Origin of the sequence: Streptomyces sp. NPDC127100, assembly GCF_042724095.1 — a bacterium.
In the GTDB taxonomy this organism is placed as follows: Bacteria; Actinomycetota; Actinomycetes; order Streptomycetales; family Streptomycetaceae; genus Streptomyces.
The window spans coordinates 47,896-73,353 of the sequence record NZ_JBHXFL010000014.1 but is presented as its reverse complement, the minus strand read 5'-3'; the positions used below and the strand labels follow the sequence as shown (position 1 = coordinate 73,353).

The following is a 25,458-nucleotide window of genomic DNA, read 5'->3' as shown; positions in this document are numbered from 1 at the left end:
GCCGAAGCGTCCCGCCTCCCTGCCCCGCACCGTGGTCTTCCGGTCGTTCTCGCAGGTCGCCTCCGTACCGCCGCACATACCCCTGACCGGAAGCATCGGTGTCCCTGGACGGCGCGTTGGGTATCGTGCGCCCCCTGCGTTATGGCTGGTTGCGTACCTCTTCGTGAAAAGCCGTATTCGGTGCGTGAAGGTTAGGCGTAGGCTCGGGCATATGCGGAGTGCGGTTTCCTCGGCGGGCGGGGCGTCGCGAGGACCGCGGGTGGGAAGCGGAGGGGCGCGATGAACGACAGCACGGTCACTCTTCCCTGGCTGGTCTTCCGCCAGGACGACAACGGCAATCGCTATCGCGTGGGCAGGTACGCGACCCGGGCCGAGGCCCAGAAGATCGCGGACACCCTCGACGGACGCGGTCACAAGCAGCTCTACCGGGTCGAGAAGCTCGGCCCGGACACCACCGGCCCGGCCGGCTGAACCGGCGCACGACCGCACCACCGCCACACCGCCCGGCTCCGCCGGGCAACTAGGCTCCGCTCCATGACGGAACGGATCGTGGTGGCCGCCGCGCTGGTCGACGGCGGGCGTCTGCTCGCCGCGCGGCGCAGCGCGCCGGCCGAGCTGGCCGGACGCTGGGAGCTGCCCGGCGGCAAGGTCGAGGCGGGCGAGACGCCCGAGGCCGCCCTCGTGCGCGAACTGCGCGAGGAACTCGGAGTGACGGCCGGGACCGGCGAGCGCGTTCCCGGGCAGTGGCCGCTCCGGCCCCCGTACGTCCTCCAGGTGTGGACCGCCCGCCTGCTGCCCGGCTCCGCCGCCCCCGAACCCCTCCAGGACCACGACGTCCTGCGCTGGCTCACCCCGGCCGAGATCTGGGACGTGCCCTGGCTCGACCAGGACGTGCCGGCCGTCGAACGGGCGCTCGCGCACCTGACCCCGGCGGACAGCGACGCGCGGGGCGCGTAGGAGAAGCGGAGGCGACCGCCCCCGTACGCCGCCGGTGCTTCCATGCGCCCGTAGGGCCCCGGGTCTCTTTTCGGACGGTACCGGGCCGCAGATATCGGGTATGGGCCACTTAACCCCACGAAATCGGACAGGGTGGGGTGGCCGGCCGGGGAAGTGAGCGGCGTGACCGAGACCGAGGACGACTGCGTCGAGTGGGTCTTTCCGGGGGAGCCGGGCGCCGTGCGGACCGCGCGCTCCCTCGTCCGCGACCGGCTGCGCGGCTGGGGCCTCGACAGCGTCGGCGACATCGCCGCCCTGCTGGTCAGCGAGCTGGTCACCAACGCGCTGCGGCACGCCACCGGCCCCATAGGGGTCCGCCTCGTGCTCTGCCCCGACGGCCTGGACGGCGTCCTCCTCGTGGAGGTCTCCGACCCGCTCCCGGATCCGCCCCGTGAACGTGCCGCCCGCCCCGAGGACGAGAGCGGCCGGGGCCTGCAACTGGTGGCCTCCTCCGCCCGCCGCTGGGGCACCCGCCCGGGAGGGGCCGGCAAGACGGTCTGGTTCGAGCTCGTGGTGCCCGAATGACGCGCGGGGGCCGTGCCGACATGTCCCGACATGCGGTACCGGCCCGCCGGCCGACCGGATCCGGCCAGTGGCAGTTGTCGACGTACGTGATTCGATGCCGTGTCCGCTGGTTAGAAGACTGGAAGTGTTGTCACGGTCCGGACCGAAAAGCATCGGGACCGTGCTGTGATCGTGAACACCGTGTCGTGCGGCGCCGTAGTGCTGGATACTGCGGGCAGCCGCCCCCGGTGACCGGTGCCGGGTGCGGTGAGCTGGAGGGGACGGTTCGCGTGAGCGAGATACCAGCGAGGGCCACGGGGTCCGAGGGTCCGTCGGACGATGCCAGGAACGGCGCCGCGGGCGCCGCCGGCGCTGCGACGGGCACCGGATTCGGCGGCGGCCCGTCCGGTGACGTGCCGTCCGGTGACGCCGTGTGGCAGAGCAGCCCCCCCGGCTCCATGTACGACTACATCAAGGTCGCGTCCTTCTCCATCGGTGCCGACGGCCTCGTCGACCAGTGGAGCCTGCGCGCCGAGCAGCTGCTCGGCATCCCGGCCGAGCACGCCGTCGGCACCGACCCCATCGAGACCTTCATCGACCCCGACCTGCGGGAACGGGGCCAGCGCAAGATGGCCGAAATCCTCGACGGACGGGAGTGGACCGGCGTGGTCCCCTTCCGGGCACCGGCCGTCGGCACCGGGGAGGACGGGCGGGAGCGCCGCGGGCCGCGCGGGCTCGCCGAGGTCTACGTCATGCCGACCCGCACGGAGGAGGGCGAGAAGGCCGCCGTCTGCATCGTCGTCGACGTCCGCACCCTGCGCAGCATCGAGACCGACCTCGCCGCCTCGCAGGCCATATTCGGCCAGTCGCCGTTCGGGTTCCTGCTGATCGACCCCGAGCTGAGGGTGCGCCGCGCCAACCAGCGGTTCGCCTCCATCTTCGGCGGCACGCCCGACACCCACCGGGGCAAGGGCGTCCACGACTACCTGCCGCGCGCCGAGGCCGACCGGGTCTCCGCCACCCTGCGCCGGGTGCTGGAGACCGGCGAGTCCATCACCGACATGCACGTCACGGGCTACGTGCCCGGCTCCGACGAGCGCCGCCACTGGTCCGTCAACCTGTACCGCGTCCACAGCGGTTCTGGCCGGCCCATCGGCATCGCCTGGCTCGGCACCGACATCACCGCCCGCCGCGCCGCCGCCCGCGAGGCCGCCGCCGCCCGGCGCAACCTGGCCCTCCTCAACGACGCCGGTGCCCGCATCGGCAACTCGCTCGACCTGGAGACCACCGCCCGCGAACTCCTCGACGTCGTCGTCCCCGGCTTCTGCGACCTGGCCACCGTCGACCTCTACCAGGGCCTCCTGGCCGGCGACGAGACCCCGCCCGGCCTCGCCGACGGCAGCGCCGAACTGCGCCGGGTCGCCTTCTCCAGCGCCGTCTCCGACGCTCCCTTCCACGGCGCCGGCGAGCGGGTCAAGCTCGGCGCCGTCCACCACTACCCGTTCAACTCGCCCTGCGCGGACGCCCTGCGCACGGCCCGCCCGCGCGTCGTGCCCGCCGAGGACGGCGGTCTCGTGCAGTCCACCCTCGCCGTCCCGATGGTCGCCCACGACACGGTCGTCGGACTCGCGCAGTTCGCGCGGACCAAGGGCAGCGAGCCCTTCGGGGACCGCGACCGCGACCTCGCCGTGGAACTGGCCGCGCGGGCCGCCGTCTGCATCGACAACGCCCGCCTGTACCGGCGTGAGCACGAACGCGCGCTGATCCTCCAGCGCTCCCTGCTCCCGCCCGGCGACCCGGAGGCCTCCGGCCTCGACATCGCCTGCCGCTACCTGCCCGGCAACGCGGCCACCGGCCGGCCCAGCGAGGTCGGCGGCGACTGGTTCGACGTCATCGAACTCCCCGGTCACCGCACCGCCCTGGTCGTCGGCGACGTCATGGGACGCGGACTGCGCGCCGCCGTCGCGATGGGTGAACTGCGCACCGCCGTAAGGACGCTGGCGCAGCTCGACCTCGAACCGGCCGAGGTGCTCTCCCACCTGGACGAGATCGCCCGCGGACTCGGCGCCCCCGGAGGCGTGCAGCAGGCGACGCGGGCCGCCCGCCGGCCCCGCGAGGCCGACCTGTCCGAGGTCTACCTGGCGACCTGCGTGTACGCCGTGTACGACTCGGTGACCCGGCGCTGCACCTTCGCCAACGCGGGCCATCTGCCGCCCGTCCTGGTGGAGCCCGGCGAGTCCGCGCTGATGCTGGACGTGCCGCCGGGTCTGCCGCTGGGCGTCGGCGGCGAGCCGTTCGAGGAGGTGGAGGTCGAACTGCCCGAGGGCGCCCTGCTCGCGCTCTACACGGACGGACTGGTCGAGAGCCGCGACCACCCCCTCGACGAGGGTCTGCGGGCCTTCGTCGGCGCGCTCACCGACCCCACGCGTCCCCTGGAGGACGTGTGCGACCAGGTCCTCGACACCCTGGGCAGCCACCACGGCGAGGACGACATCGCGCTGCTGATGGCCCGCGTCCAGGGTCTGCCCGCCGAGTCCGTCGGCGACTGGACCCTGCCGCGTGAACCGCGCAGTGTGGGCCGGGCCCGCGAGTACGCCCGCGCGCAGCTCCTCAGCTGGGACATGGAGCCCCTGGTCGACACCGCGGAGCTGCTGGTCAGCGAGCTGGTCACCAACGCGCTGCGGTACGGCGAGGGCGAGATCAGGCTCCGTCTGCTGCTCGACCGCACCCTGGTCTGCGAGGTCTGGGACTCCGGCCTGGTCCAGCCCCGCCGGCGCCGCGCCCGCGACACCGACGAGGGCGGCCGCGGCCTGCAACTGGTCGGCCTGCTCAGCGCGGCCTGGGGCTCACGCCGTACGCCGCACGGGAAGACGGTGTGGTTCGAACTGCCGCTGCCGGGCGAGGACACCCGGCTGACCGACCCGGCGGAGGCTCTGCTGAGCCTCTTCTGACGCGCCCCGGTGTCGTACGGGTCCGGGCGCGCCGGGTGCGGCGTGCCCGGGCGCATCCGGCCAGCGCCAGGGCCGCCCCGGCCGCGACCAGGGGCGGCACCAGGTCCGCGGTGATCATCACGTGACACCCCTGACCGCAACCGGAACACCGGTTCGAGTCGTCCCCGCTGGCAACACGCTCGGAGCGTATGCGCCGGATCCGGCCACCGCGACCGGGGACGGCCACAGGGAGGGGAACGCCGTGGAGCGCACGGAGCCGAACACCGACCCGGGAAGCACGGCCCCGGGCAGCACGGACCCGAAGTCCACCGACCCCGAACCCACCGCCCCCGCGGGCGCCGGCGGTGAGGACGGCACGCAGGGGCCGCCCGGGGGCGACGGCGAGGGCCGCGCGGGCGGCGCGGGGGCGCACCCGAAGCGGAGACGACGGCTGCGCCGCCTCCGCCGGACGGTCCTCGCCGTCCTGCTCGTCCTGATCGTCCCGCTCCTCACCGCCGGGACGGCCCTGCGGGTGAACTACATGGGCGACCCCGCCGACGGCACGTACACCCGGAACCGCGACGCGGTCTGGCTCGGCCACGCCTGGGTCGACGGCCGCAAGGACGACGCGGACCTCACCGCCCTCGCCCGCCGGCTGAGGACGACCGGCATCCGCGACCTGTACGTCCACACCGGCCCGATGGAGCACGACGGCACCCTGCCGAAGTCGCTGTACCCGAGGGCACGCTGGCTGACCGACGCCGTGCACCGGGAGATGCCCGGCGTCCGCGTCCAGGCCTTCCTCGGCGACGTCCTCGCCACCGAGAGCCCCGACGGCATGCGGCTGGAGAAGCCCGCCACCCGGGCCGCGGTCGTCGGCTCGGCCCGGCAGGTCCTGGACGTCGGGTACGACGGCGTCCACCTCGACCTGGAGCCGCTCCACTCCGGAGACCGGAACTACCTGTCCCTCCTGGACGACCTGCGCGCCGTGACCCGGGCCGAGGGCGCACAGCTCTCGGTGGCCGCCCACCAGATCGACCCGCTCCCCGGCTTCCACTCCTTCTGGGGCACGGTCGCCGGGCACCCCAAGTGGTGGTCGCAGGAGTTCTTCGGCCAGGTCGCCCGCCGCGTCGACCAGATCGCCGTCATGTCGTACGACACCATGCAGCCCCTGGAGAGCCTGTACGGCGGCTACGTCGCCCAGCAGACCTCCCTCGCCCTGGAGGTGACGCCGCCCACCACCCACCTGCTGATGGGCCTGCCCTTCTACCACGAGAACCGCTTCGGCCACTGGGCTCACGCCGAGACCGTCAGCGCCGCCGTCCGCGGCGTCCGGCTGGGCCTGTCCCGCACGGACGCCGACCGAGCCCGCTTCGGTGTCGCCGCGTACATCGACTTCGCGGCGACGGAGGAGGACTGGACGGCGTACCGCGAGGGCTGGGTCCGCTGAGCGGGCCGCGGGCCGCTACGAGCGGCGCCTGATCCTCGACCCCAGCCACACCAGCGGGTCGTACTTGCGGTCCGCGGCCCGCTCCTTCAGCGGGATCAGCGCGTTGTCCGTGATCCTGATGCCCTCGGGGCAGACCTCCGTGCAGCACTTGGTGATGTTGCAGTAGCCGAGGCCGTGCTCGTCCTGGGCCGTGCGCCCGCGGTCCAGGCCGGCCTCCGGGGCCGCGTCCAGCGGGTGCATGTCCAGCTCGGCGACGCGCATCAGGAAACGCGGACCGGCGAAGGCCGGCTTGTTCTCCTCGTGGTCGCGGACGACGTGGCAGGTGTCCTGGCACAGGAAGCACTCGATGCACTTGCGGAACTCCTGCGAGCGGTCCACGTCCTCCTGCGCCATCCGGTACTCGCCCGGCCCGAGCTCGGCGGGCGGGACGAACGCCGGGATCTCCCGGGCCTTGGTGTAGTTGAAGCCGACGTCCGTCACCAGGTCGCGGACGACCGGGAAGGCCCGCAGCGGGGTGACGGTGACCGTCTCCTCGGGGCCGAAGACCGACATGCGGGTCATGCACATCAGCCGCGGGCGCCCGTTGATCTCCGCGGAGCACGAACCGCACTTGCCGGCCTTGCAGTTCCAGCGCACGGCCAGATCGGGGGCCCGGGTCGCCTGGATGCGGTGGATGATGTCCAGGACCACCTCGCCCTCGTTCACCTCGACGCGGAAGTCCTCGAGGCCACCGCCCTCCGCGTCGCCCCGCCACACCCTGAAGCCGGCCTCGTAGCCGCTCATTCGGACAACTCCTCCTCGGCGAGGTACTTGACCAGCTCCTCCTTCTCGAAGAGGGCCAGCAGGTCGGGGCGGACGGGCTCGGTGGGCTGCCGCTCCAGGCTGATCCGGCCGCGCTCCGGGTCCGTCGCCGCCAGGTGGCCCGTCGGGTCGGCCAGGGAACACAGCAGGTTGACCGGACGCCACCGGCGGTCCATCGACGGATGGTCCTCGCGGGTGTGCCCGCCGCGCGATTCGGTGCGTTCCAGCGCGGCCCGCGCCACGCACTCGCTGACCAGCAGCATGTTGCGCAGGTCGAGGGCGAGGTGCCAGCCCGGGTTGAACTGCCGGTGTCCCTCCACACCGGCCCGGCGGGCCCGTACCCGCAGCTCGGCCAGCTTCTCCAGGGCCTGCTTCATCTCCGGCTCCCGGCGGATGATGCCGACCAGGTCGTTCATCGTCTGCTGGAGTTCCTGGTGGAGGGTGTACGGGTTCTCCGGCGGCCCGTCGTCGGGCCCCTCCGTCTCGGCGGAGAACGGCCGCAGCGCCTCCGCGGCGGCGGCGTCGACCTCGCCGTCGTCCACCCGGGGCCGCGCACCGGCCTCCTGGCCCGCCGCGTACTCGGCCGCGTGCCGGCCCGCCCGGCGCCCGAACACCAGCAGGTCGGACAGGGAGTTGCCGCCGAGCCGGTTGGAGCCGTGCATGCCGCCGGCCACCTCACCGGCCGCGTACAGTCCCGGCACCCCGCGCGCGGCGGCCGTGTCGGAGTCGACGGCGACACCGCCCATCACGTAGTGGCAGGTGGGCCCGACCTCCATCGGCTCGGCCGTGATGTCGACGTCGGCCAGCTCCTTGAACTGGTGGTACATCGACGGCAGCCGCCGCCTGATCACCTCGGCCGGCATCCGGGTCGACACGTCCAGGAAGACCCCGCCGTGCGGGGAGCCTCGGCCCTCCTTCACCTCGGCGTTGATCGCCCGCGCCACCTCGTCGCGGGGGAGGAGTTCGGGCGGGCGCCGGTTGTGGTCCGGGTCGTCGTACCAGCGGTCGCCCTCCTCCTCCGACTCGGCGTACTTCTCCTTGAACACGTCGGGGACGTAGTCGAACATGAAGCGCCTGCCGTCCGAGTTCCGGAGCACCCCGCCGTCGCCGCGCACCGACTCGGTGACGAGGATGCCCTTGACCGACGGCGGCCAGACCATGCCCGTCGGGTGGAACTGCACGAACTCCATGTTCAGCAGCGGCGCACCGGCGAGCAGCGCCAGGGCGTGCCCGTCGCCGGTGTACTCCCACGAGTTCGACGTCACCTTGAAGGACTTGCCGATGCCGCCCGTGGCGATCACCACCGAGGGCGCCTCCAGGACGAGGAAGCGTCCCGACTCGCGCTCGTAGCCGAAGACCCCGGAGACCCGGTTGCCGTCCTTGAGCACCCGCGTGACCGTGCACTCCTGGAAGACCCTCAGACGGGACTCGTGCTCCCCGGTCTCCGCGAAGTCCTCCTGCTGGAGGGAGACGATCTTCTGCTGGAGCGTGCGGATCAGCTCCAGGCCGGTGCGGTCGCCGACGTGGGCGAGGCGCGGGTACTCGTGGCCGCCGAAGTTGCGCTGCGAGATCCGGCCGTCCCGGGTCCGGTCGAACAGCGCGCCCCAGGTCTCCAGCTCCCACACCCGCTGCGGGGCCTCCTGGGCGTGCAGCTCGGCCATCCGCCACTGGTTGAGGAACTTGCCGCCGCGCATGGTGTCGCGGAAGTGGACCTGCCAGTTGTCGCCGGAGTTGACGTTGCCCATGGCCGCGGCGATGCCGCCCTCGGCCATCACGGTGTGCGCCTTGCCGAACAGCGACTTGCAGATCACGGCCGTACGGGCGCCCCGCTCGCGGGCCTCGATCGCGGCGCGCAGTCCGGCGCCGCCCGCGCCCACCACGACGACGTCCCACTCCTGCCGGTCGACCACGGACATCAGAAGGCCTCACTCATCGGAACTCATCAGAAGAAGCGCGGATCGTCGAAGACGCCGGACGCGACGAGGTACACGTAGAAGTCGGCGAGCGCCACGCTCAGCAGCGACGCCCAGGCGAGGGCCATGTGGTGGGCGTTGAGCCGCCCCACCAGCCGCCACATCCGGTAGCGCACCGGGTGCCGGGAGAAGTGCCTGAGCTTGCCGCCGACGATGTGCCGGCACGAGTGGCAGGACAGGGTGTACGCCCAGATCAGCCCGATGTTCGCCAGGAACACCAGGGTGCCCAGGCCCATGTGGCCCCAGGCGTAGTGCTCGTCGCGGAAGGCGAGCACGGTGTCGTAGGTGAGGATGCCCGCGACCAGGAGCGCCGCGTAGAAGAAGTACCGGTGGGCGTTCTGCAGGACGAGCGGGAAGCGGGTCTCGCCGGTGTACCTCCTGTGCGGCTCGGCCACCGCGCAGGCCGGCGGGGACGCCCAGAAGCCCCGGTAGTAGGCCTTGCGGTAGTAGTAGCAGGTCAGGCGGAAGCCGAGCGGGAAGATCAGGATGATGACCGCGGGGGAGATGCCCCACCAGGTGCCGAGGAGTCCCCAGTTCGGGCCGGCCCGCATCGGCTCGCAGTTCTCCGCCAGGCAGGGCGAGTAGAAGGGCGAGACGTACGGGGCCGCGTAGTAGTCGGCGTTCGCGAAGGCCCGCCAGGTCGAGTAGACGACGAAGGCGAGCAGTCCCGCGGCGGTCGCGGCCGGAGCCAGCCACCAGCGGTCGGTGCGCAGGTGCGGGGCGCGGATGGCGGCGCGCGTCGGGGAGTGGACGCCGCCGCGGGGGCGGGGTTCCGTTCCGGGTGGTTCGGTTCCAGTGGCCACGGGTCGGCTCCGGATCGGGGTCAGGGGGCGCGGCGGTCGCGGGCGCCGAGGCCCTCGTCGTCCGAGTCCGTCCACAGGGAGCCGTCGTACGGCGTGTCCGGGATCGGGACGAGGTCGGACCGCTCGGCCGCGACGGGGGAGGCGGCCGTCGCGCGCAGCAGCGCCACGCTCTCCCGCAGATGGTCGGCGTCGGTGCGGACCCGGCGCATCTCCAGGCCGTCGCCGCCGAGCTGCTGTGCCAGTCGGCTCACGGACCGGGACAGGTCGTCGAGGCAGCGCTGGAGGGATGACAGGTCGTCGTGCACGGACATGACGTGACCTCACTTCCGTTGGGCGCGGCACCCGGCCGGCCCTGGACGGCGACGTTCATGCGCCTGAGAGTGTCGCGCGTCACACCCGCCGCTGGGAAGGGACGTGCACCGATTGGCCGGGGCGTACGGGTGCGCGAGGCGGTGCGTTGCGCCGCACGGGTGGGCTTGCGCACCGCCACCGCCGTGTCTCCCCGCGCAGCCGAACCGTTTCCTCTTCAGTGGCCGCATACCGCACGGATACAAATGATCAACCTCATATACCGCTAGAAGCGATCACTACGGACGTGATCACCATCCCCGCGGCCTTCCGGAGGTAGCACAGATGACCCACGTCGGCGTCGGACCTCGCGCGGTCACGCGCTCGGTCGTCTTCCTCACCGCGGGTGTGCTCACGCTCCCCGCGCTGGCCGGCTGCAGCTCCGAGGACCCCTCCGGGAAGCCGCTCGCCGGGCAGGACATCGCCCGGGCGGACCGCGCCCGGATCGCCGACGGCGGCACCCTGCACTGGGCCGTGGACTCCGTGCCGGAGACCCTGAACACCTTCCAGTCGGACGCCGACGCCACCACGGCCCGCGTCGCGCAGGCCGTGCTGCCCTCGATGTACCGGACGGACGCGACCGGCCGCCCGGTGCGCAACGCCGACTACCTGGAGTCCGCGAAGGTCGTCGACACCGAGCCCAAGCAGGTCGTCCTGTACAAGCTCGACCAGCAGGCCGTCTGGAGCGACGGCCGGGAGATCGGCGCGGCCGACTTCGCCGCCCAGTGGCGCGCGCTGTCCGGCAGGGACAGCGCCTACTGGACCGCCCGCAACGCCGGCTACGACCGCATCCAGAAGATCGAGCGCGGTGCCAACGACCTGGAGGTCAAGGTCACCTTCAGCCGGCCCTACGCGGACTGGAAGTCGCTGTTCACCCCGCTGTACCCGAAGGACGTCATGGGCACCCCGGACTCCTTCAACGACGGAGCCCGGCGCAAGCTCAAGGTCACCGCCGGGCCCTTCGCCGTCAAGAAGGCCGACACCAAGGACGACGAGATCGTCCTCACCCGCAACCCCCGCTGGTGGGGCGACCAGCCCAAGCTCTCCGAGATCGTGCTGAGCGCCGTCCCGCGCGACAAGCGGGTCTCCGCACTGGCCGCAGGCGAGGTGGACCTGGCCGAGCTCGACCCGGACACCGCCGGTGAGGTCGCGGTGGCCGCCGGCCCCCGGGACGCGGGCACCGGGAGCCCCGTCATGGGCGCGAGCGGCAGCCCCGCCGCGGGACCGGGCGGTACGCCGGCGTCCGGCCAGGACGGCAAGCGGTCCGCCGCGGACGACCTGCGCTCCTGGGCCGTCGCCAACGGCTCCGACGAGGAGGCCGCCGACGAGGAGACCCTCGCCCGCGAGGAGCGCCGCGAGGCGGCGGAGAAGGCCGAGCGCCGGCAGCAGGCCCTGCGCGGATTCGAGCTCCGCAAGTCGCTGGAGCCCGCCTACACCCAGCTCGCCCTCAACGGCGCCGACGGCCCCCTCGCCGACGAGCGCGTCCGCCGTGCCGTCGCCCGCGCCCTGGACCGCCGCGCACTGGCCAGGGCGGTCCTGGGCCCGCTGGGCCTGCCCGCCGAGCCCGTGGGCAGCCACCTCGCCCTGTCCGGCCAGCCCGTGTACGCCGACAACAGCGGAGCGCTCGGCGACCAGGACGCCAAGGAGGCCCGCGCCCTCCTCGCCGACGCCGGGTGGGTGCCCGGCGGGCCCGTGGACAAGGAGGAGAAGGCGGCCGGCGCCGAGGGCGAGAAGTCGAAGAGCGACAAGAGCGACGAGAGCGACAGGGACGGCAAGGGCGACAAGGACGAGGACAAGTCCGAGGGCGGCGACGACGGCACCTACATCGTCGGCGAGGACAACAAGAACGACGACAGCGACGAGGAGAGCGGCGAGAAGCACCGGAACGAGAAGAACACCGCCCAGGGCGGTGCCCCCGGCGCCTACGCCCCCAAGGGCACCGCCGCCCCGGCGGGCCCGGCGGTGAAGCCGATGGCCAAGGACGGCAAGGCCCTCACCCTGCGCTTCGTGCTCCCCTCCGGCCCCGGCTCCGACGCGCTGCGCACGGTGGCCGACCGCATCTCCGGCATGCTGAAGAAGGTCGGCATCACCACCGACGTCACCAAGGTCTCCGACGAGAGCTACTTCAAGGACCACATCGCCTCCGGCGAGTACGACCTGGCCCTCTACTCCTGGCCGACCACCGCCTTCCCCGCCACCGACGCCCGCCCCATCTACGCCAAGCCCGTGCCGGCCGCCGACGGCTCCCTGAACGTCGCGCAGAACTACACCCGGGTCGGCACCGACCAGGTCGACCAGCTCTTCGACCAGGCCCTGGCGACGCTGGACGAGAGGGAGGCCCGCGACCTGCTGCGCAAGGCGGACTCGCGGATCTGGGCGGCGGCGGGCTCCATTCCCCTCTACCAGCGGCCCCAGCTGACCGCCGCCCGCAGGAACCTCGTCAACGCGGGAGCCTTCGGTTTCGGGACCCCGGTGTACGAGGACATGGGCTTCCTGAAGAAGGGCGCCGAGGGCGCGCCGCGGTCGGCCGGCCCGTCGTCCTGAGCGGGCGGGGCGGCCCCCCGCGCACGGCCCGGCAAGCTCCAGCCCTCGCGGCCCCGTACCATTGGGTGAGGCCGTGGCATGTATCGCCCGGCAGGCCCGCGTGACACGGACGTCCGCGAGGGCCGTCCTCACACCCTCCGGGAGTACGCCACACATGGCTGTGTCTGTTACGCGTCACAACATCCGCAACGTCGCCATCGTCGCCCACGTCGACCACGGCAAGACCACCATCGTCGACGGGATGCTCAAGCAGGCCGGTGCCTTCGCCGCGCACCAGCTCGACTCCGTCGACGACCGCATGATGGACTCGAACGACCTGGAGCGTGAGAAGGGCATCACGATCCTGGCCAAGAACACGGCGGTGAAGTACCACCCGAAGGATGGCGGCGACGTCATCACCATCAACATCATCGACACCCCGGGCCACGCCGACTTCGGCGGCGAGGTCGAGCGCGGTCTGTCGATGGTCGACGGCGTCGTCCTCCTCGTGGACGCCTCCGAGGGCCCGCTGCCGCAGACCCGCTTCGTGCTCCGCAAGGCGCTCCAGCAGCGTCTGCCGATCATCCTCTGCATCAACAAGACGGACCGCCCGGACTCCCGGATCGACGAGGTCGTCAACGAGACGTACGACCTCTTCCTCGACCTGGACGCCGACGAGGAGCAGATCGAGTTCCCGATCGTCTACGCCTGCGGCCGCGACGGCGTCGCCTCCCTCACCAAGCCCGAGGACGGCACCGTCCCGAGCGACTCCACGAGCCTGGAGCCGTTCTTCTCGACGATCCTGGAGCACATCCCGGCGCCCACCTACGAGGAGGACGCCCCGCTCCAGGCCCACGTCACCAACCTGGACGCCGACAACTTCCTCGGCCGCATCGCGCTGCTGCGCGTGCACCAGGGCGAGCTGAAGAAGGGCCAGACCGTCGCCTGGATGAAGCGCGACGGTTCCGTGCAGAACGTGCGGATCTCCGAGCTGATGATGACCGAGGCGCTCACCCGCAAGCCCGCCGAGAAGGCCGGCCCCGGTGACATCTGCGCCGTCGCGGGCATCCCGGAGATCATGATCGGCGAGACGCTGGCCGACCCGGAGAACCCGGTCCCGCTGCCGCTGATCACGGTGGACGAGCCGGCGATCTCCATGACCATCGGCACCAACACCTCCCCGCTGGTCGGCCGCGGCGCCACCGGCAAGGGCGCGGACAACAAGGCGGTCGTCAAGGACCGCAAGGTCACCGCGCGCCAGGTCAAGGACCGTCTGGACCGCGAGCTGATCGGCAACGTCTCGCTGCGCGTCCTGGACACCGAGCGTCCGGACGCCTGGGAGGTGCAGGGCCGCGGTGAGCTGGCGCTGGCCATCCTGGTCGAGCAGATGCGCCGCGAGGGCTTCGAGCTGACCATCGGCAAGCCGCAGGTCGTCACCAAGGAGGTCGAGGGCAAGACCTACGAGCCCGTCGAGCGCATGACGATCGACGTGCCCGAGGAGCACATGGGCGCGGTCACGCAGCTCATGGGCGTGCGCAAGGGCCGGATGGACAACATGTCCAACCACGGCTCGGGCTGGGTGCGCATGGAGTTCGTCGTGCCCTCCCGCGGTCTGATCGGCTTCCGTACCGAGTTCCTGACCCAGACCCGCGGCACCGGCATCGCCCACTCCATCCACGAGGGCCACGAGCCCTGGTTCGGCACCCTGACGACCCGCAACAACGGCTCGCTGGTCGCCGACCGCTCGGGTGCGGTCACCGCGTTCGCGATGACCAACCTCCAGGAGCGCGGCGTGCTCTTCACGGAGCCCGGCACCGAGGTGTACGAGGGCATGATCGTCGGCGAGAACTCCCGCGCCGACGACATGGACGTCAACATCACCAAGGAGAAGAAGCTCACCAACATGCGGTCGTCCTCGGCCGATTCGTTCGAGGCGATCGTCCCGCCGCGCAAGCTCTCGCTGGAGCAGTCGCTGGAGTTCTGCCGCGACGACGAGTGCGTCGAGGTGACCCCCGAGGCCGTCCGCATCCGCAAGGTGAACCTGGACGCCCGTGAGCGCGCCCGCGCCGCGAGCCGCGCCAAGCACGGCTGATCCCACCCGCCGGACGGCACCGGGCACCCCTCTCCTGGGGTGCCCGGTGCCGTTTTCGTGGCCGGGGTGCGATCCTCCGGAGAGGGGACCGCTCCGGAGAGGGGACCGCGGGAGCGTAGGGAAAACCCTCGATTTCGTGCGGGGATGCCGTCCGGGGGGCCGGCTCGCACTACCCTGCCCGGAAGTCACGCGCCCGGAGGGGCCGGTGGCGCGGGGACCGGTGTCACCGTGGCCGACGTCCGTGTGCACGGAGCGTGGCGGGCGCGGGGCACACCTGGGGCACCCTGCACGGCGGGCACGTTACTCGCAATCTCTTTTCCTGACACGGGCGTCCGCTATGCGGGCACCCGTTCCCGATAGATGTGTAACAAGTCCGTTTCGCAGTGATCTCTCACCAAACCCTTTGTCCGGATTTTGGAAGATCTAGCCCCTATCTGTGATCGAACCGAGACCTCGAGAGTGTGGTTCGGTCCCTGGCGGATGGCAGATAGTTAGGCGCGTAGAGCTCGTATGAACGGGTCACGCGCTGACGGCGCAGACTCGCGAGCGCGGGGGCACTTGGCGGATTCCAGGCACCGGTGACGGGGCCGGGAGTTGGCGTGTGCTCCTCTTTGCGGTGAACCAGCGGATTCATGAGGAGGAACCCATGCGAGGTGCCACAAGCGCCATATGGGTCGCGTCGTCCCCGGTGGCAGGTGCAGGTCCCGTGGGTGGGTTCAGTTCCGTTGCCGTCGCCGCCGTGGCGATCCGGTGGCGCGGACTTCCTTGACGGCTCGTTCCCGCGGCCGGTCGACGCCGGCCGCGAGCCAGGGTTCCCCAAGGGCGGGTTCGCCCGCCAGTCGTTGTTCCCCTCGCGCGCTTCGAATGACATACGCCGTGCGAAGGCCGTCGGACCACTCGTGCACCTCCGACGGTCTCCAACACCTGTGAAATGGACGAATCATGACGAGTCCAATCGAGATTGAGGGTGCTGAAGCCTCTTCCGTCTTGGACAAAGAGAGCGCACCGCAGGGTGACGCCCAGGAGTCGAAGAAGTCTTCCGAGGGGCGCAGCCCCGGGCAGTTGATGTGGAGTCGCTTCAAGCGCGACCGGGCCGGTGTCGTCTCCGCATTCGTCGTCCTGTTCTTCTTCGTGGTCGCGGCAGCGGCGCCACTGATCGCGAAGGTGTACGGCAAGAACCCGTATACGCTCTACGGCCAGGACAATCCCGACCTCCTGGACATGTTCACCATGCCGGCGAAGCCGGCCGGCGGCATCGACGGCGATTTCTGGTTCGGCATCGAACCGGGTCTGGGCCGCGATGTCTTCACCCAGCTGCTGTACGGCATGCGGACCTCGATCGCCACGGCGCTGGCCGCGACGCTCATCATGACGATCGTGGGTGTGCTGATCGGCCTCGCCGGAGGCTACTTCGGCGGCAAGACCGACTACTGGCTCGGCCGGGTGACCGACTTCTTCATGGCCCTGCCCAGCCAGCTGTTCTTCGTCGCCGCGATGCCCGTGATCACCACGGTGTTCGTCGCCCCGGACGAGGAGACGCCCACCTACGTGCGCACCTGCGCCATCATCATCGTGATGGCCTTCCTGGGCTGGATGAGCATGGCGCGGATCGTCCGGGCCGCCACGCTGTCCCTGCGTGACCGGGAGTTCGTCGAGGCGGCGCGCATCTCCGGCGCCTCGTCCTGGCGGATCATCCGCAAGGAACTCCTTCCCAACATCGTCACGCCCACGCTCGTGCAGGCGACCCTCACGCTGCCGAGCACCATCCTGAGCATCGCCTTCCTCTCCTTCGTGGGTGTGGGATACGTCGAACCCACGCCGGACTGGGGCCGCATGTTCGCCATCGGCGCGAACATCGTGGAGCAGGACCCCTACTACATGCTCTTCCCCGGCATCGCCATGGTGATCTTCGTCGTGGCCTTCAACCTCCTCGGCGACTCGGTGCGGGACGCGTTCGATCCCAAGACGGGCCGCTGAGCCCCCACGGGGACTCCTCGCTCTGCCCCAGGTCGGGCTCGGTGCCACACAGCCCGTCTCCGGCCACGTACCAGCAGTGCTCACTACTCACAGGCAGGTGGATTCGACTCCATGAGCATCTTCCGAAACCGCACCGCTACGGCCGCGCTCGTCGCGGTGGCGGCGGGCGCCCTGACCCTCACCGCCTGCGGCGGCGGCGACAGCGGCAACTCGTCCAAGGACAACAGCAAGAGCAAGCAGGACGCCGCGTCGCAGTCCAAGCCGGTGCAGATCGGTGACGCCCAGGCGTCCACCGGTCCCGCGGCCGAGGTTCCCGGTGCCAAGCCCGGCGGTGTCGCGACCGTGTACCAGGAGGACGACTTCTCCCACCTGGACCCGGGCCAGATCTACGTCTCGGACGGCAAGCTGCTCAGCCGCCTCATCTACCGCGGCCTGACCCAGTACTCCGAGGACGACAAGGGCAACCTGACCGTCGTGGGCGACCTCGCCACCGACGCCGGCAAGGTGTCCGACGGGGGCAAGACCTGGACGTACACCCTCAAGGACAACCTCAAGGACGAGAACGGCAACCCGATCAACTCGGCGGACATCCGCCACACGGTCGAGCGCCTGTACGCCTCGTACATCACCGACGGTCCGGTCTACCTGCAGCAGTGGCTGTCCGGTGCCGGCACCACGTACCGCAAGGCCTACGAGGGTCCGGACAAGGGCAAGCACCTGCCCGACAACGTCCTGGCGACGCCGGACGACAAGACGATCGTCTTCCACTTCAAGGACGCGCAGCCCGACCTCCCGCAGATGCTGACCATGCCCGGTTACAGCGTCGTCCCGGAGGAGACGGACACCAAGGAGAAGTACGACACCGACCCGGTCGCCTCCGGTCCGTACAAGATCTCGGACTTCAAGCCGGGCAAGTCGATGACGCTGGTCAAGAACACCCAGTGGGACCCGAAGTCCGACTCGGTGCGCCACCAGTACGTGGACGGCTTCAACATCGAGATGAACCACGATGACGAAGACCAGACCAAGACCCTGCTCGCCGACCAGGGCGAGGCCAAGAACGCGATGATGTTCACGGGCCAGGTCGCCACCACGCAGCTGCAGAAGGTCGTCAGCGACAAGAACGCCATGACCAACCGCACGATCCAGGGCTACGCGCCCTACGTGTGGCAGCTCAACTTCAACATGGACCGCGTCAAGGACAAGAAGCTCCGTGACGCCATCGCCCTGGCCCTGCCGGCCACCTCGGTCTTCAAGGCCGACGGCGGCGCCTACGGCGGTGAGGTCGCCAACTCGCTGATGTCGCCCACCACCCCGGGCTACGACGAGTCCTACGACCCGTTCAACCGCGCCAAGAAGCCCAACGGCGACATCGAGGCCGCCAAGAAGCTGATCAAGGAAGGCGGCTTCGAGGGCAAGAAGCTCGTCTACGCCTACGGCAACACGCCGACCCGTCAGCAGCAGGCCGTCCTGATCGCCGACGCCCTGGGCAAGATCGGCCTCGACATCCAGAAGAAGGAGATCGACGCCGCGACCTGGTACGAGCAGGTCGGCAAGGTCAAGAACGGTCTGGACCTGTACATGACCGGCTGGGGCCAGGACTGGCCGTCCGCGTCCACGGTCTTCCCGCCCGTGTACGACGGCACGCAGATCCAGGACGGCGCGTCGAACTACTCGCACATCAACGACCCGCACGTCAACTCGGAGATCGCCCGCATCCAGAAGATCACCGACACCGCCGAGGCCACCAAGGCGTGGGGTGAGCTGAGCACCTACATCACCGAGAAGATCAACCCGGCCGCGCCGATCTACTACACCAAGGTCTTCCAGATCTTCGGTTCGAACATCGGCGGCATCCGCTACAGCTCCGACTCGAGCTACGTGGACGTCACCCGGGTCTTCCTCAAGAAGTAACCCGCCCTGTCGGGAAACCGGTGGTGGGCGCGCGGCGGAGCGCCCACCACCGGGGCCCGGATCCCTTCAGACCTCCCAACCGATTGCCGCCGTCCTGAGAGCAGCTGCCTGCCATGCTTCAATTCCTCATTCGCCGGACGTTCGGCGCGGCGCTGATTCTGCTGTTGATCAGTGCGTTCACGTTCTTCATGTTCTTCGCGATCCCGCAGGACCCGGCCATGCTGGCCTGTGGCAAGAACTGCACCCCGGACGCGCTGGCGATCATCCACAAGAACCTCGGCCTCGACTCGCCGGTCCCCGTTCAGTACTGGAACTTCATCGTCGGCATCTTCGCCGGCCGTGACTTCGCCGTCGGTCACTGCGCCGCGCCTTGCTTCGGTGTCTCCTTCGCGAACAACCAGAACGTCTGGGACACGATCGTCGACCGCTTCCCGCTGACGCTCTCGCTGACCGTCGGCAGCCTCCTGGTCTTCCTCATCGTCGGTCTCGGCGCCGGCATGCTGGCCGCGAAGAACCGCGGTACCTGGCTGGACAAGACGTTCAGCTCGGGTTCCCTGGTGATCAGCTCCATGCAGATCTACTTCCTCGGCCCGCTGGTCCTGCTGCTCTTCGTCTACAACACCGGCTGGCTGGACAAGCCCAAGTACGTGCCGTTCTCCGACGACCTCGGCGGCTGGTTCATGGGGCTGCTGATCCCCTGGCTCGTCATGGCGACGATCTTCACCGCCAACTACACCCGTATGAGCCGGTCGTCGATGATCGAGCAGCTCCAGGAAGAGCACGTGAAGGCGGCCCGCGCCAAGGGCATGTCGGGCAACTACGTCTTCTTCCGCTACGCCTGGCGCGGCTCCCTCATCCCCATCGTCACCATCCTCGGTATCGACCTGTCCTCGCTGCTGTCCGGCGGCATGGTGACCGAGCTGACGTTCGGCCTGGCCGGTCTCGGCCGGCTGGCGCTCGACTCCGTCACCAACAAGGACCTGCCGATGCTGATGGGCGTCATGCTGGTCAGCGCCGCGCTCATCATCGTCTTCAACCTGATCGTGGACGCCCTGTACGCCGTCATCGACCCGCGCGTGCGCCTGTCCTAGGAGAACCACCGTGACCACTCAGACCAAGCCCGAAGAGGCCGCGGCCGCCGCCGCGGGGGACGCCTTCCTGTCGGTGCGCGACCTCAAGGTCCACTTCTCCACCGAGGGCGGCATCGTCAAGGCGGTGGACGGGCTCTCCTTCGATCTGGAGCGCGGCAGGACGCTCGGCATCGTGGGCGAGTCCGGCTCCGGCAAGTCGGTGACCAACCTGGCCGTCCTCGGCCTGCACAACCGCAAGAAGACCGCCATCGACGGGTCGATCACACTGGACGGTCAGGAGCTGACCGACGCCAGTGAGAAGCAGATGGAAAAGCTGCGCGGCAACAAGATGGCGATGATCTTCCAGGACGCCCTCACCGCGCTGTCGCCGTACTACACGATCGGCCGTCAGATCGGCGAGCCGTTCATGAAGCACACCGGCGCCTCCAAGAAGGACGCCCGGGTGCGCGCCATCGACCTGCTGGAGAAGGTGGGCATCCCGCACCCGCAGCAGCGGGTCGACGACTACCCGCACCAGTTCTCCGGCGGTATGCGCCAGCGCGCCATGATCGCCATGGCGCTGGCGTGCGACCCGGACCTGCTCATCGCCGACGAGCCGACCACCGCGCTCGACGTGACGGTGCAGGCGCAGATCCTCGACCTGCTCAAGGACCTGCAGCAGGAGTTCGGCTCCTCGATCATCATGATCACCCACGACCTGGGCGTCGTCGCCAACATGGCCGACGACATCCTGGTGATGTACGCCGGGCGTGCCGTCGAGCGCGGCACGGTGCGCGAGGTGCTCAAGTCGCCTCAGCACCCGTACACCTGGGGCCTGCTGGGATCGATGCCGAGGCTCGCCTCCGACGTCGACGAGCCGCTGATGCCGATCCCCGGATCGCCGCCCTCGCTGCTCAACCCGCCCTCGGGCTGCGCCTTCCACCCGCGGTGCGCGTTCACCGACAAGGTGTCCGGCGAGCGCTGCTCGCTGGAGCGTCCGGAGCTCGGCGTGGGTCGCGCGGCCGCCTGTCACATGACGGGGGACCAGCGGCAGCAGGTGTTCATCGAGACGATTCAGCCCCGGCTGGGCTGAGCGGAAACCGGCGACTGGGGCATCACCATGAGCGACAACAGCAAGACGAACACGGCGGTCGCCGACTCGATCCCGCAGCAGCGGGACGGTGACGGCGCACCCCTCATGCGGGTCAAGGGCCTGAAGAAGCACTTCCCGATCAAGGGCGGCTTCCCGATCCGGCGCACCGTCGGCGCGGTCAAGGCCGTCGACGGCATCGACTTCGAGGTCTTCGCGGGGGAGAGCCTCGGCCTCGTCGGCGAGTCCGGCTGCGGCAAGTCGACGACCGGCCGGCTGATCACCCGTCTGTACGAGCCCACCGAGGGCACCATCGAGTACAACGGGCAGGACATCACCAAGGCGAACCGGGCGCAGCTCGCGCCGATCAGGTCCGAGATCCAGATGATCTTCCAGGACCCGTACGCGTCGCTGAACCCGCGGCAGACCGTGGGCACGATCATCTCGGGCCCGATGGAGATCAACGGGATCAACCCGCCCGGCGGCCGCGAGAAGCGGGTCCGGGAGCTCCTGGAGATCGTGGGTCTCAACCCGGAGCACTACAACCGCTTCCCGCACGAGTTCTCCGGCGGTCAGCGCCAGCGCATCGGCGTCGCGCGCGCCGTCGCGCTCCAGCCGAAGCTGATCATCGCCGACGAGCCGGTCTCGGCCCTCGACGTGTCGATCCAGGCCCAGGTGGTGAACCTGCTGCAGGAGGTGCAGCGGGAGATGGGGATCGCGTTCGTCTTCATCGCCCACGACCTGTCGATCGTGCGGCACTTCTCGCAGCGCGTCGCGGTGATGTACCTGGGCAAGATCGTGGAGATCGCGGACCGCGACTCCCTGTACGAGCGGCCCCGCCACCCGTACACGCACGCGCTGCTGTCGGCCGTGCCGGACGCGGACATCGACGCGGTGAAGAAGGAGCGCATCCGCCTCCAGGGCGACGTGCCCTCGCCGATCGCCCCGCCGTCCGGCTGCCGCTTCCGTACGCGGTGCTGGAAGGCGCAGGACAAGTGCGCGACCGAGGAGCCGCCGCTCGTCCGCATCGAGGGCAGCAAGGCAGGCCACCTGACGGCCTGCCACTTCCCGGAGGAGCCGACCGTCGAGGCGCGCGCCGAGGACATCGTCCTCGACCCGGCCCTCGCGGCCCTGGAGGACGGCCCCGAGGGCGGGGCCGACGTCTCGAAGAGCTGACCCGGCGGGGTCCGGCCCCGGCAGGGGCCGGCCACCCGACGGCCCGAGGACCGGGGGCGGGAGGACGACTCTCCCGCCCCCGGTCCTTCGCGTGCCGCCGGGCACTTCGGCCGGCCACCCGATCGCCGTGCCGGTGCGCCGTTCGCCGTACGTCCATCCGGAGGACGCCCCGAACCCGTACGGACCGGACGAATGTGCGCCGGGTGCCCCGCCCCCCGATGCTGGCCGGAACGGACAGCGGACGAGTCGGGCACTGGGAGGCAGGCCATGCGCGGAGCCACGCACGCCAAAGGGGCCGCTTGTGCGGTGGCGGTCGCCCTCACGGCGACGGCCTGCGGGGGCGGGGGCGGGGGCGGCGGCTCGGACAGCGGGGCCGTGCTCAGTTCCTCCTGGGGCGACCCCCAGAACCCGCTGGAGCCGGCCAACACCAACGAGGTGCAGGGCGGCAAGGTCCTCGACATGATCTTCCGGGGGCTGAAGAAGTACGACCCGAAGACCGGCGAGGCGAAGGACATGCTCGCCGAGAAGATCGACACCTCCGACTCGCAGAACTACACCATCACGGTCAAGGACGGCTGGACCTTCAGCAACGGCGAGAAGGTGACCGCACAGTCCTTCGTGGACGCCTGGAACTACGGCGCGAGCCTGCGGAACAACCAGCGCAACGCCTACTTCTTCGCCTACATCGACGGCTACGACAAGGTGCACCCCGAGGACGGGAGCGGGCAGAGCGCCGACACGCTCTCCGGGCTGAAGGTCACCGGCCCCCGCACCTTCACGGTCAAGCTCAGCCAGAAGTTCTCGACCTTCCCCGACACCCTCGGCTACCCCGCCTTCGCCCCGCTGCCCACCGCGTTCTTCGACGACCACGACGCCTGGGTGAAGAAGCCGGTCGGGAACGGGCCCTACCAGGTCGACAACTACACCCGGGGCTCCCAGATGTCCCTGCGGACGTGGGACCGGTACCCCGGCCCGGACAAGGCCGTCAACGGCGGCGTCGACCTGAAGGTCTACACCGACAACAACACCGCCTACACCGACCTGATGGCAGGCAACCTCGACCTCGCCGACGACATCCCCGCCGCCCAGCTCAAGAACGTCAGGAGCGACCTCGGCGACCGCTACATCAACACCCCCGCCGGCATCATCCAGACCCTCGCCTTCCCGTACTACGACAAGGACTGGAACAAGCCCGGCTCGGACAAGGTCCGCACGGGCCTGTCCATGGCGATCGACCGCAAGCAGATCACCGACACGATCTTCCAGCAGACCCGCACCCCGGCCACCGACTGGACCTCGCCCGTCCTCGGCGCGGACGGCGGCTACAAGGCCGGCCTGTGCGGGGACGCCTGCTCGTACGACCCCGCCCAGGCCAAGAAGCTGATCAAGGAAGGCGGCGGTCTGCCCGGCGGCCAGGTCAAGATCACCTACAACGCCGACACCGGTTCCCACGGGCAGTGGGTCGACGCCGTCTGCAACTCCATCAACAACGCCCTGGACAACGACCGCGCCTGTGTCGGGAACCCGGTCGGCACCTTCGCCGACTTCCGCAACCAGATCACCGACCGGAAGATGAGCGGTCCCTTCCGCGCCGGCTGGCAGATGGACTACCCGCTCATCCAGAACTTCCTCCAGCCGCTCTACTACACCAACGCCTCCTCCAACGACGGCAAGTGGTCGGACAAGAAGTTCGACGGCCTCGTCGACCAGGCGAACGGCGAGTCCGACACCGCCAAGGCCGTCCAGACCTTCCAGCAGGCCGAGGAGGTCGTCCGGGACAACATGGCCGCCATCCCGCTCTGGTACCAGAACGGCAGCGCCGGCTACTCGCAGCGGCTGTCCAACGTCGAGCTCAACCCCTTCAGCGTCCCCGTCTACAACGAGATCAAGGTCAGCTGAGGAGGCGCCATGGGACGGTACGTCGTCCGGCGGCTGCTCCAGATGATCCCGGTCTTCATCGGGGCCACGCTGCTGATCTTCCTGATGGTCAACGTGATGGGCGACCCCATCGCGGGCCTGTGCGGGGACCGGGAGTGCGACCCGGCGACCGCGGCACAGCTGAGGAAGGAGTTCGGCCTCGACAAGCCCGTGTGGCAGCAATACCTCACCTACATGGACAACGTCTTCACCGGCGACTTCGGCACCGCCTTCAACGGCCAGCCGGTGACCGAGCTGATGGGCACCGCGTTCCCGGTGACCATCCGGCTGACCCTCGTCGCCATCCTCTTCGAGATCGTCGTCGGCATCGTGCTCGGCGTCGTCACCGGCCTGCGCCGCGGACGCCCCGTCGACACCGGGGCGCTGCTGCTCACCCTCGTCGTCATCTCGGTCCCCACCTTCGTCACCGGCCTGCTGCTCCAGCTCCTCCTCGGCGTCAAGTGGGGCTGGATCGACCCGGCGGTCTCCACGGCGGCCCCCTTCGACGAGCTGATCGTCCCCGGCCTGGTCCTCGCCTCCGTGTCCCTCGCGTACGTCACCCGGCTCACCCGCACCTCCATCGCGGAGAACCGGCGCTCCGACTACGTCCGCACGGCCATCGCCAAGGGCCTGCCCCGCCACCGGGTCATCACCCGGCACCTGCTGCGCAACTCCCTCATCCCGGTCGTCACCTTCATCGGCACCGACATCGGCGCCCTGATGGGCGGCGCCATCGTCACCGAGCGGATCTTCAACATCCACGGCGTCGGCTTCCAGCTCTACCAGGGCATCCTGCGCCAGAACACGCAGACCGTCGTCGGCTTCGTCACCGTCCTGGTCCTCGTCTTCCTGGTCGCCAACCTCGTCGTCGACCTCCTGTACGCCGTACTCGACCCGAGGATCCGCTATGCCTGAGCAGGAGCCCTACGAACCCGAACGCGCGATCGCCGGGACCGGGATGGGCGGCACGATGGACCTCGGCACCAGCGAGGCCATCACCCTGGAGAGGCCCCCGGAGAGCCCCGACGGCACCGGGCCCCGGGACAAGCCCCGCAGCCTCTGGTCCGACGCCTGGCACGACCTGCGCCGCAACCCCGTCTTCATCGTCTCGGGCCTGGTGATCCTCTTCCTGATCGTCATCTCCGTCTGGCCGTCCCTGATCACCTCCGGCAACCCCCTCCAGTGCGACCTGGCCAAGGCCCAGGAGGGCTCCCAGCCCGGCCACCCCTTCGGTTACAACGGCCAGGGCTGCGACGTCTACACCCGCACCGTCTACGGCGCCCGCACGTCGGTGGAGGTCGGCGTCCTCGCCACGCTCGGGGTCGCCCTCCTCGGCAGCGTGCTCGGCGGGCTCGCCGGCTTCTTCGGCGGCGGGGGCGACGCGGTCCTGTCCCGGATCACCGACGTCTTCTTCGCGATCCCGGTCGTCCTCGGCGGGCTGGTGCTGCTCTCCGTGATCACCAGCAACACCGTCTGGCCGGTCATCGGCTTCATCGTGCTGCTCGGCTGGCCCCAGATCTCCCGCATCGCCCGCGGCTCCGTCATCACCGCCAAGCAGAACGACTACGTCCAGGCCGCCCGCGCGCTCGGCGCCTCCAACTCCCGGCTGCTGCTGCGGCACATCGCGCCCAACGCCGTCGCCCCGGTCATCGTCGTGGCGACCATCGCGCTCGGCACCTACATCTCCCTGGAGGCGACCCTGTCCTTCCTCGGCGTCGGCCTGAAGCCGCCCAGCGTCTCCTGGGGCATCGACATCTCCGCCGCCGCCCCCTACGTCCGCAACGCCCCGCACGCGCTGCTCTGGCCCTCCGGAGCCCTGGCCATCACCGTCCTCGCGTTCATCATGCTCGGTGACGCGGTGCGCGACGCCCTCGACCCGAAGCTGAGGTGAGCC

19 protein-coding genes are annotated in these 25,458 nt (G+C 70.2%); 15 read left to right on the top strand and 4 right to left on the bottom strand.

The window, feature by feature from the left end; genetic code table 11:
- Positions 1-279: 279 nt before the first annotated feature.
- The 5 genes from ACFWJB_RS16215 to ACFWJB_RS16195 all read left to right on the top strand — a co-directional run bounded on the left by ACFWJB_RS16215 (position 280) and on the right by ACFWJB_RS16195 (position 5,880).
- Positions 280-471 (top strand): SPOR domain-containing protein, encoded by a 192-nt coding sequence (locus tag ACFWJB_RS16215; RefSeq protein ID WP_385470252.1) that lies wholly within the window; start codon positions 280-282, stop codon positions 469-471.
- 63 nt (positions 472-534) lie between these two features.
- Complete coding sequence (locus ACFWJB_RS16210) at positions 535-957, top strand: (deoxy)nucleoside triphosphate pyrophosphohydrolase (RefSeq protein ID WP_385470254.1); 423 nt, start codon at positions 535-537, stop codon at positions 955-957.
- Positions 958-1,089: 132 nt separating this feature from the next.
- Positions 1,090-1,521 (top strand): ATP-binding protein, encoded by a 432-nt coding sequence (locus ACFWJB_RS16205; protein ID WP_385470256.1) that lies wholly within the window; start codon positions 1,090-1,092, stop codon positions 1,519-1,521.
- 269 nt (positions 1,522-1,790) lie between these two features.
- Positions 1,791-4,451 carry a SpoIIE family protein phosphatase gene (locus ACFWJB_RS16200; protein WP_385470258.1) on the top strand — a complete coding sequence of 887 codons (2,661 nt, stop codon included), beginning with the start codon at positions 1,791-1,793 and terminating at the stop codon, positions 4,449-4,451.
- Between the two features lie 241 nt (positions 4,452-4,692).
- A complete protein-coding gene (locus tag ACFWJB_RS16195; RefSeq protein WP_385470259.1) occupies positions 4,693-5,880 on the top strand; it encodes a hypothetical protein in 1,188 nt (395 codons plus the stop codon).
- A gap of 15 nt (positions 5,881-5,895) precedes the next feature.
- On the opposite strand, the gene ACFWJB_RS16190 is transcribed toward ACFWJB_RS16195, so the two are convergent.
- The 4 genes from ACFWJB_RS16190 to ACFWJB_RS16175 are packed head-to-tail and all read right to left on the bottom strand — an operon-like array spanning position 5,896 to position 9,768.
- Positions 5,896-6,663: a succinate dehydrogenase/fumarate reductase iron-sulfur subunit gene (locus ACFWJB_RS16190; RefSeq protein ID WP_385470261.1), complete on the bottom strand. Its 768-nt coding sequence runs from the start codon at positions 6,661-6,663 to the stop codon at positions 5,896-5,898.
- Positions 6,660-8,597, bottom strand: a complete 1,938-nt coding sequence (locus ACFWJB_RS16185) for a fumarate reductase/succinate dehydrogenase flavoprotein subunit (RefSeq protein WP_386922863.1) — start codon at positions 8,595-8,597, stop codon at positions 6,660-6,662. Before ACFWJB_RS16185 ends, ACFWJB_RS16190 begins: the two co-directional genes overlap by 4 nt.
- Positions 8,598-8,623: 26 nt before the next feature.
- Positions 8,624-9,457, bottom strand: coding sequence for a hypothetical protein (locus tag ACFWJB_RS16180; RefSeq protein ID WP_385470265.1), 834 nt, complete (start codon positions 9,455-9,457; stop codon positions 8,624-8,626).
- A 20-nt stretch (positions 9,458-9,477) separates the two neighbouring features.
- Positions 9,478-9,768: a hypothetical protein gene (locus ACFWJB_RS16175; protein WP_385470267.1), complete on the bottom strand. Its 291-nt coding sequence runs from the start codon at positions 9,766-9,768 to the stop codon at positions 9,478-9,480.
- Positions 9,769-10,090: 322 nt separating this feature from the next.
- Here ACFWJB_RS16175 and ACFWJB_RS16170 point away from each other — a divergent pair, with 322 nt between their 5' ends.
- The 10 genes from ACFWJB_RS16170 (at position 10,091) to ACFWJB_RS16125 (ending at position 25,455) form a co-directional block, all read left to right on the top strand.
- Positions 10,091-12,349: an ABC transporter substrate-binding protein gene (locus tag ACFWJB_RS16170; protein ID WP_386922861.1), complete on the top strand. Its 2,259-nt coding sequence runs from the start codon at positions 10,091-10,093 to the stop codon at positions 12,347-12,349.
- Positions 12,350-12,503: 154 nt separating this feature from the next.
- Positions 12,504-14,420, top strand: a complete 1,917-nt coding sequence (gene typA, locus ACFWJB_RS16165; RefSeq protein ID WP_385470270.1) for a translational GTPase TypA — start codon at positions 12,504-12,506, stop codon at positions 14,418-14,420.
- A 942-nt stretch (positions 14,421-15,362) separates the two neighbouring features.
- Complete coding sequence (locus tag ACFWJB_RS16160; RefSeq protein WP_385472986.1) at positions 15,363-16,397, top strand: ABC transporter permease; 1,035 nt, start codon at positions 15,363-15,365, stop codon at positions 16,395-16,397.
- 111 nt (positions 16,398-16,508) lie between these two features.
- Positions 16,509-18,311: an ABC transporter substrate-binding protein gene (locus tag ACFWJB_RS16155; protein WP_385472983.1), complete on the top strand. Its 1,803-nt coding sequence runs from the start codon at positions 16,509-16,511 to the stop codon at positions 18,309-18,311.
- A 113-nt stretch (positions 18,312-18,424) separates the two neighbouring features.
- Complete coding sequence (locus ACFWJB_RS16150) at positions 18,425-19,402, top strand: ABC transporter permease (protein WP_385472980.1); 978 nt, start codon at positions 18,425-18,427, stop codon at positions 19,400-19,402.
- A 10-nt stretch (positions 19,403-19,412) separates the two neighbouring features.
- Entirely contained in the window at positions 19,413-20,474 is a 1,062-nt protein-coding gene (locus ACFWJB_RS16145) for an ABC transporter ATP-binding protein (RefSeq protein WP_385472977.1), read from the top strand.
- Between the two features lie 27 nt (positions 20,475-20,501).
- Complete coding sequence (locus ACFWJB_RS16140; protein WP_385472974.1) at positions 20,502-21,647, top strand: ABC transporter ATP-binding protein; 1,146 nt, start codon at positions 20,502-20,504, stop codon at positions 21,645-21,647.
- A 267-nt stretch (positions 21,648-21,914) separates the two neighbouring features.
- Positions 21,915-23,546, top strand: a complete 1,632-nt coding sequence (locus tag ACFWJB_RS16135; RefSeq protein WP_386922856.1) for an ABC transporter substrate-binding protein — start codon at positions 21,915-21,917, stop codon at positions 23,544-23,546.
- A 9-nt stretch (positions 23,547-23,555) separates the two neighbouring features.
- A complete protein-coding gene (locus ACFWJB_RS16130) occupies positions 23,556-24,479 on the top strand; it encodes an ABC transporter permease (RefSeq protein WP_386922854.1) in 924 nt (307 codons plus the stop codon).
- The gene (locus ACFWJB_RS16125; RefSeq protein WP_386922852.1) at positions 24,472-25,455 is read left to right on the top strand and encodes an ABC transporter permease; all 984 of its coding nucleotides are present in this window, start codon (positions 24,472-24,474) and stop codon (positions 25,453-25,455) included. The genes ACFWJB_RS16130 and ACFWJB_RS16125 overlap by 8 nt, the downstream gene beginning before the upstream one ends.
- The last annotated feature ends 3 nt before the right edge of the window (positions 25,456-25,458 follow it).

Bases quoted from the DNA above. Each gene is read 5' to 3' on its own strand.
- ACFWJB_RS16215 (WP_385470252.1), top strand. From the start codon at position 280: ATGAACGACAGCACGGTCACTCTTCCCTGGCTGGTCTTCCGCCAGGAC.
- ACFWJB_RS16210 (WP_385470254.1), top strand. From the start codon at position 535: ATGACGGAACGGATCGTGGTGGCCGCCGCGCTGGTCGACGGCGGGCGT.
- ACFWJB_RS16190 (WP_385470261.1), bottom strand. From the start codon at position 6,663: ATGAGCGGCTACGAGGCCGGCTTCAGGGTGTGGCGGGGCGACGCGGAG.
- ACFWJB_RS16185 (WP_386922863.1), bottom strand. From the start codon at position 8,597: ATGTCCGTGGTCGACCGGCAGGAGTGGGACGTCGTCGTGGTGGGCGCG.
- ACFWJB_RS16175 (WP_385470267.1), bottom strand. From the start codon at position 9,768: ATGTCCGTGCACGACGACCTGTCATCCCTCCAGCGCTGCCTCGACGAC.
- ACFWJB_RS16170 (WP_386922861.1), top strand. From the start codon at position 10,091: ATGACCCACGTCGGCGTCGGACCTCGCGCGGTCACGCGCTCGGTCGTC.
- typA (WP_385470270.1), top strand. From the start codon at position 12,504: ATGGCTGTGTCTGTTACGCGTCACAACATCCGCAACGTCGCCATCGTC.
- ACFWJB_RS16160 (WP_385472986.1), top strand. From the start codon at position 15,363: ATGACGAGTCCAATCGAGATTGAGGGTGCTGAAGCCTCTTCCGTCTTG.
- ACFWJB_RS16155 (WP_385472983.1), top strand. From the start codon at position 16,509: ATGAGCATCTTCCGAAACCGCACCGCTACGGCCGCGCTCGTCGCGGTG.
- ACFWJB_RS16150 (WP_385472980.1), top strand. From the start codon at position 18,425: ATGCTTCAATTCCTCATTCGCCGGACGTTCGGCGCGGCGCTGATTCTG.
- ACFWJB_RS16140 (WP_385472974.1), top strand. From the start codon at position 20,502: ATGAGCGACAACAGCAAGACGAACACGGCGGTCGCCGACTCGATCCCG.
- ACFWJB_RS16135 (WP_386922856.1), top strand. From the start codon at position 21,915: ATGCGCGGAGCCACGCACGCCAAAGGGGCCGCTTGTGCGGTGGCGGTC.
- ACFWJB_RS16130 (WP_386922854.1), top strand. From the start codon at position 23,556: ATGGGACGGTACGTCGTCCGGCGGCTGCTCCAGATGATCCCGGTCTTC.
- ACFWJB_RS16125 (WP_386922852.1), top strand. From the start codon at position 24,472: ATGCCTGAGCAGGAGCCCTACGAACCCGAACGCGCGATCGCCGGGACC.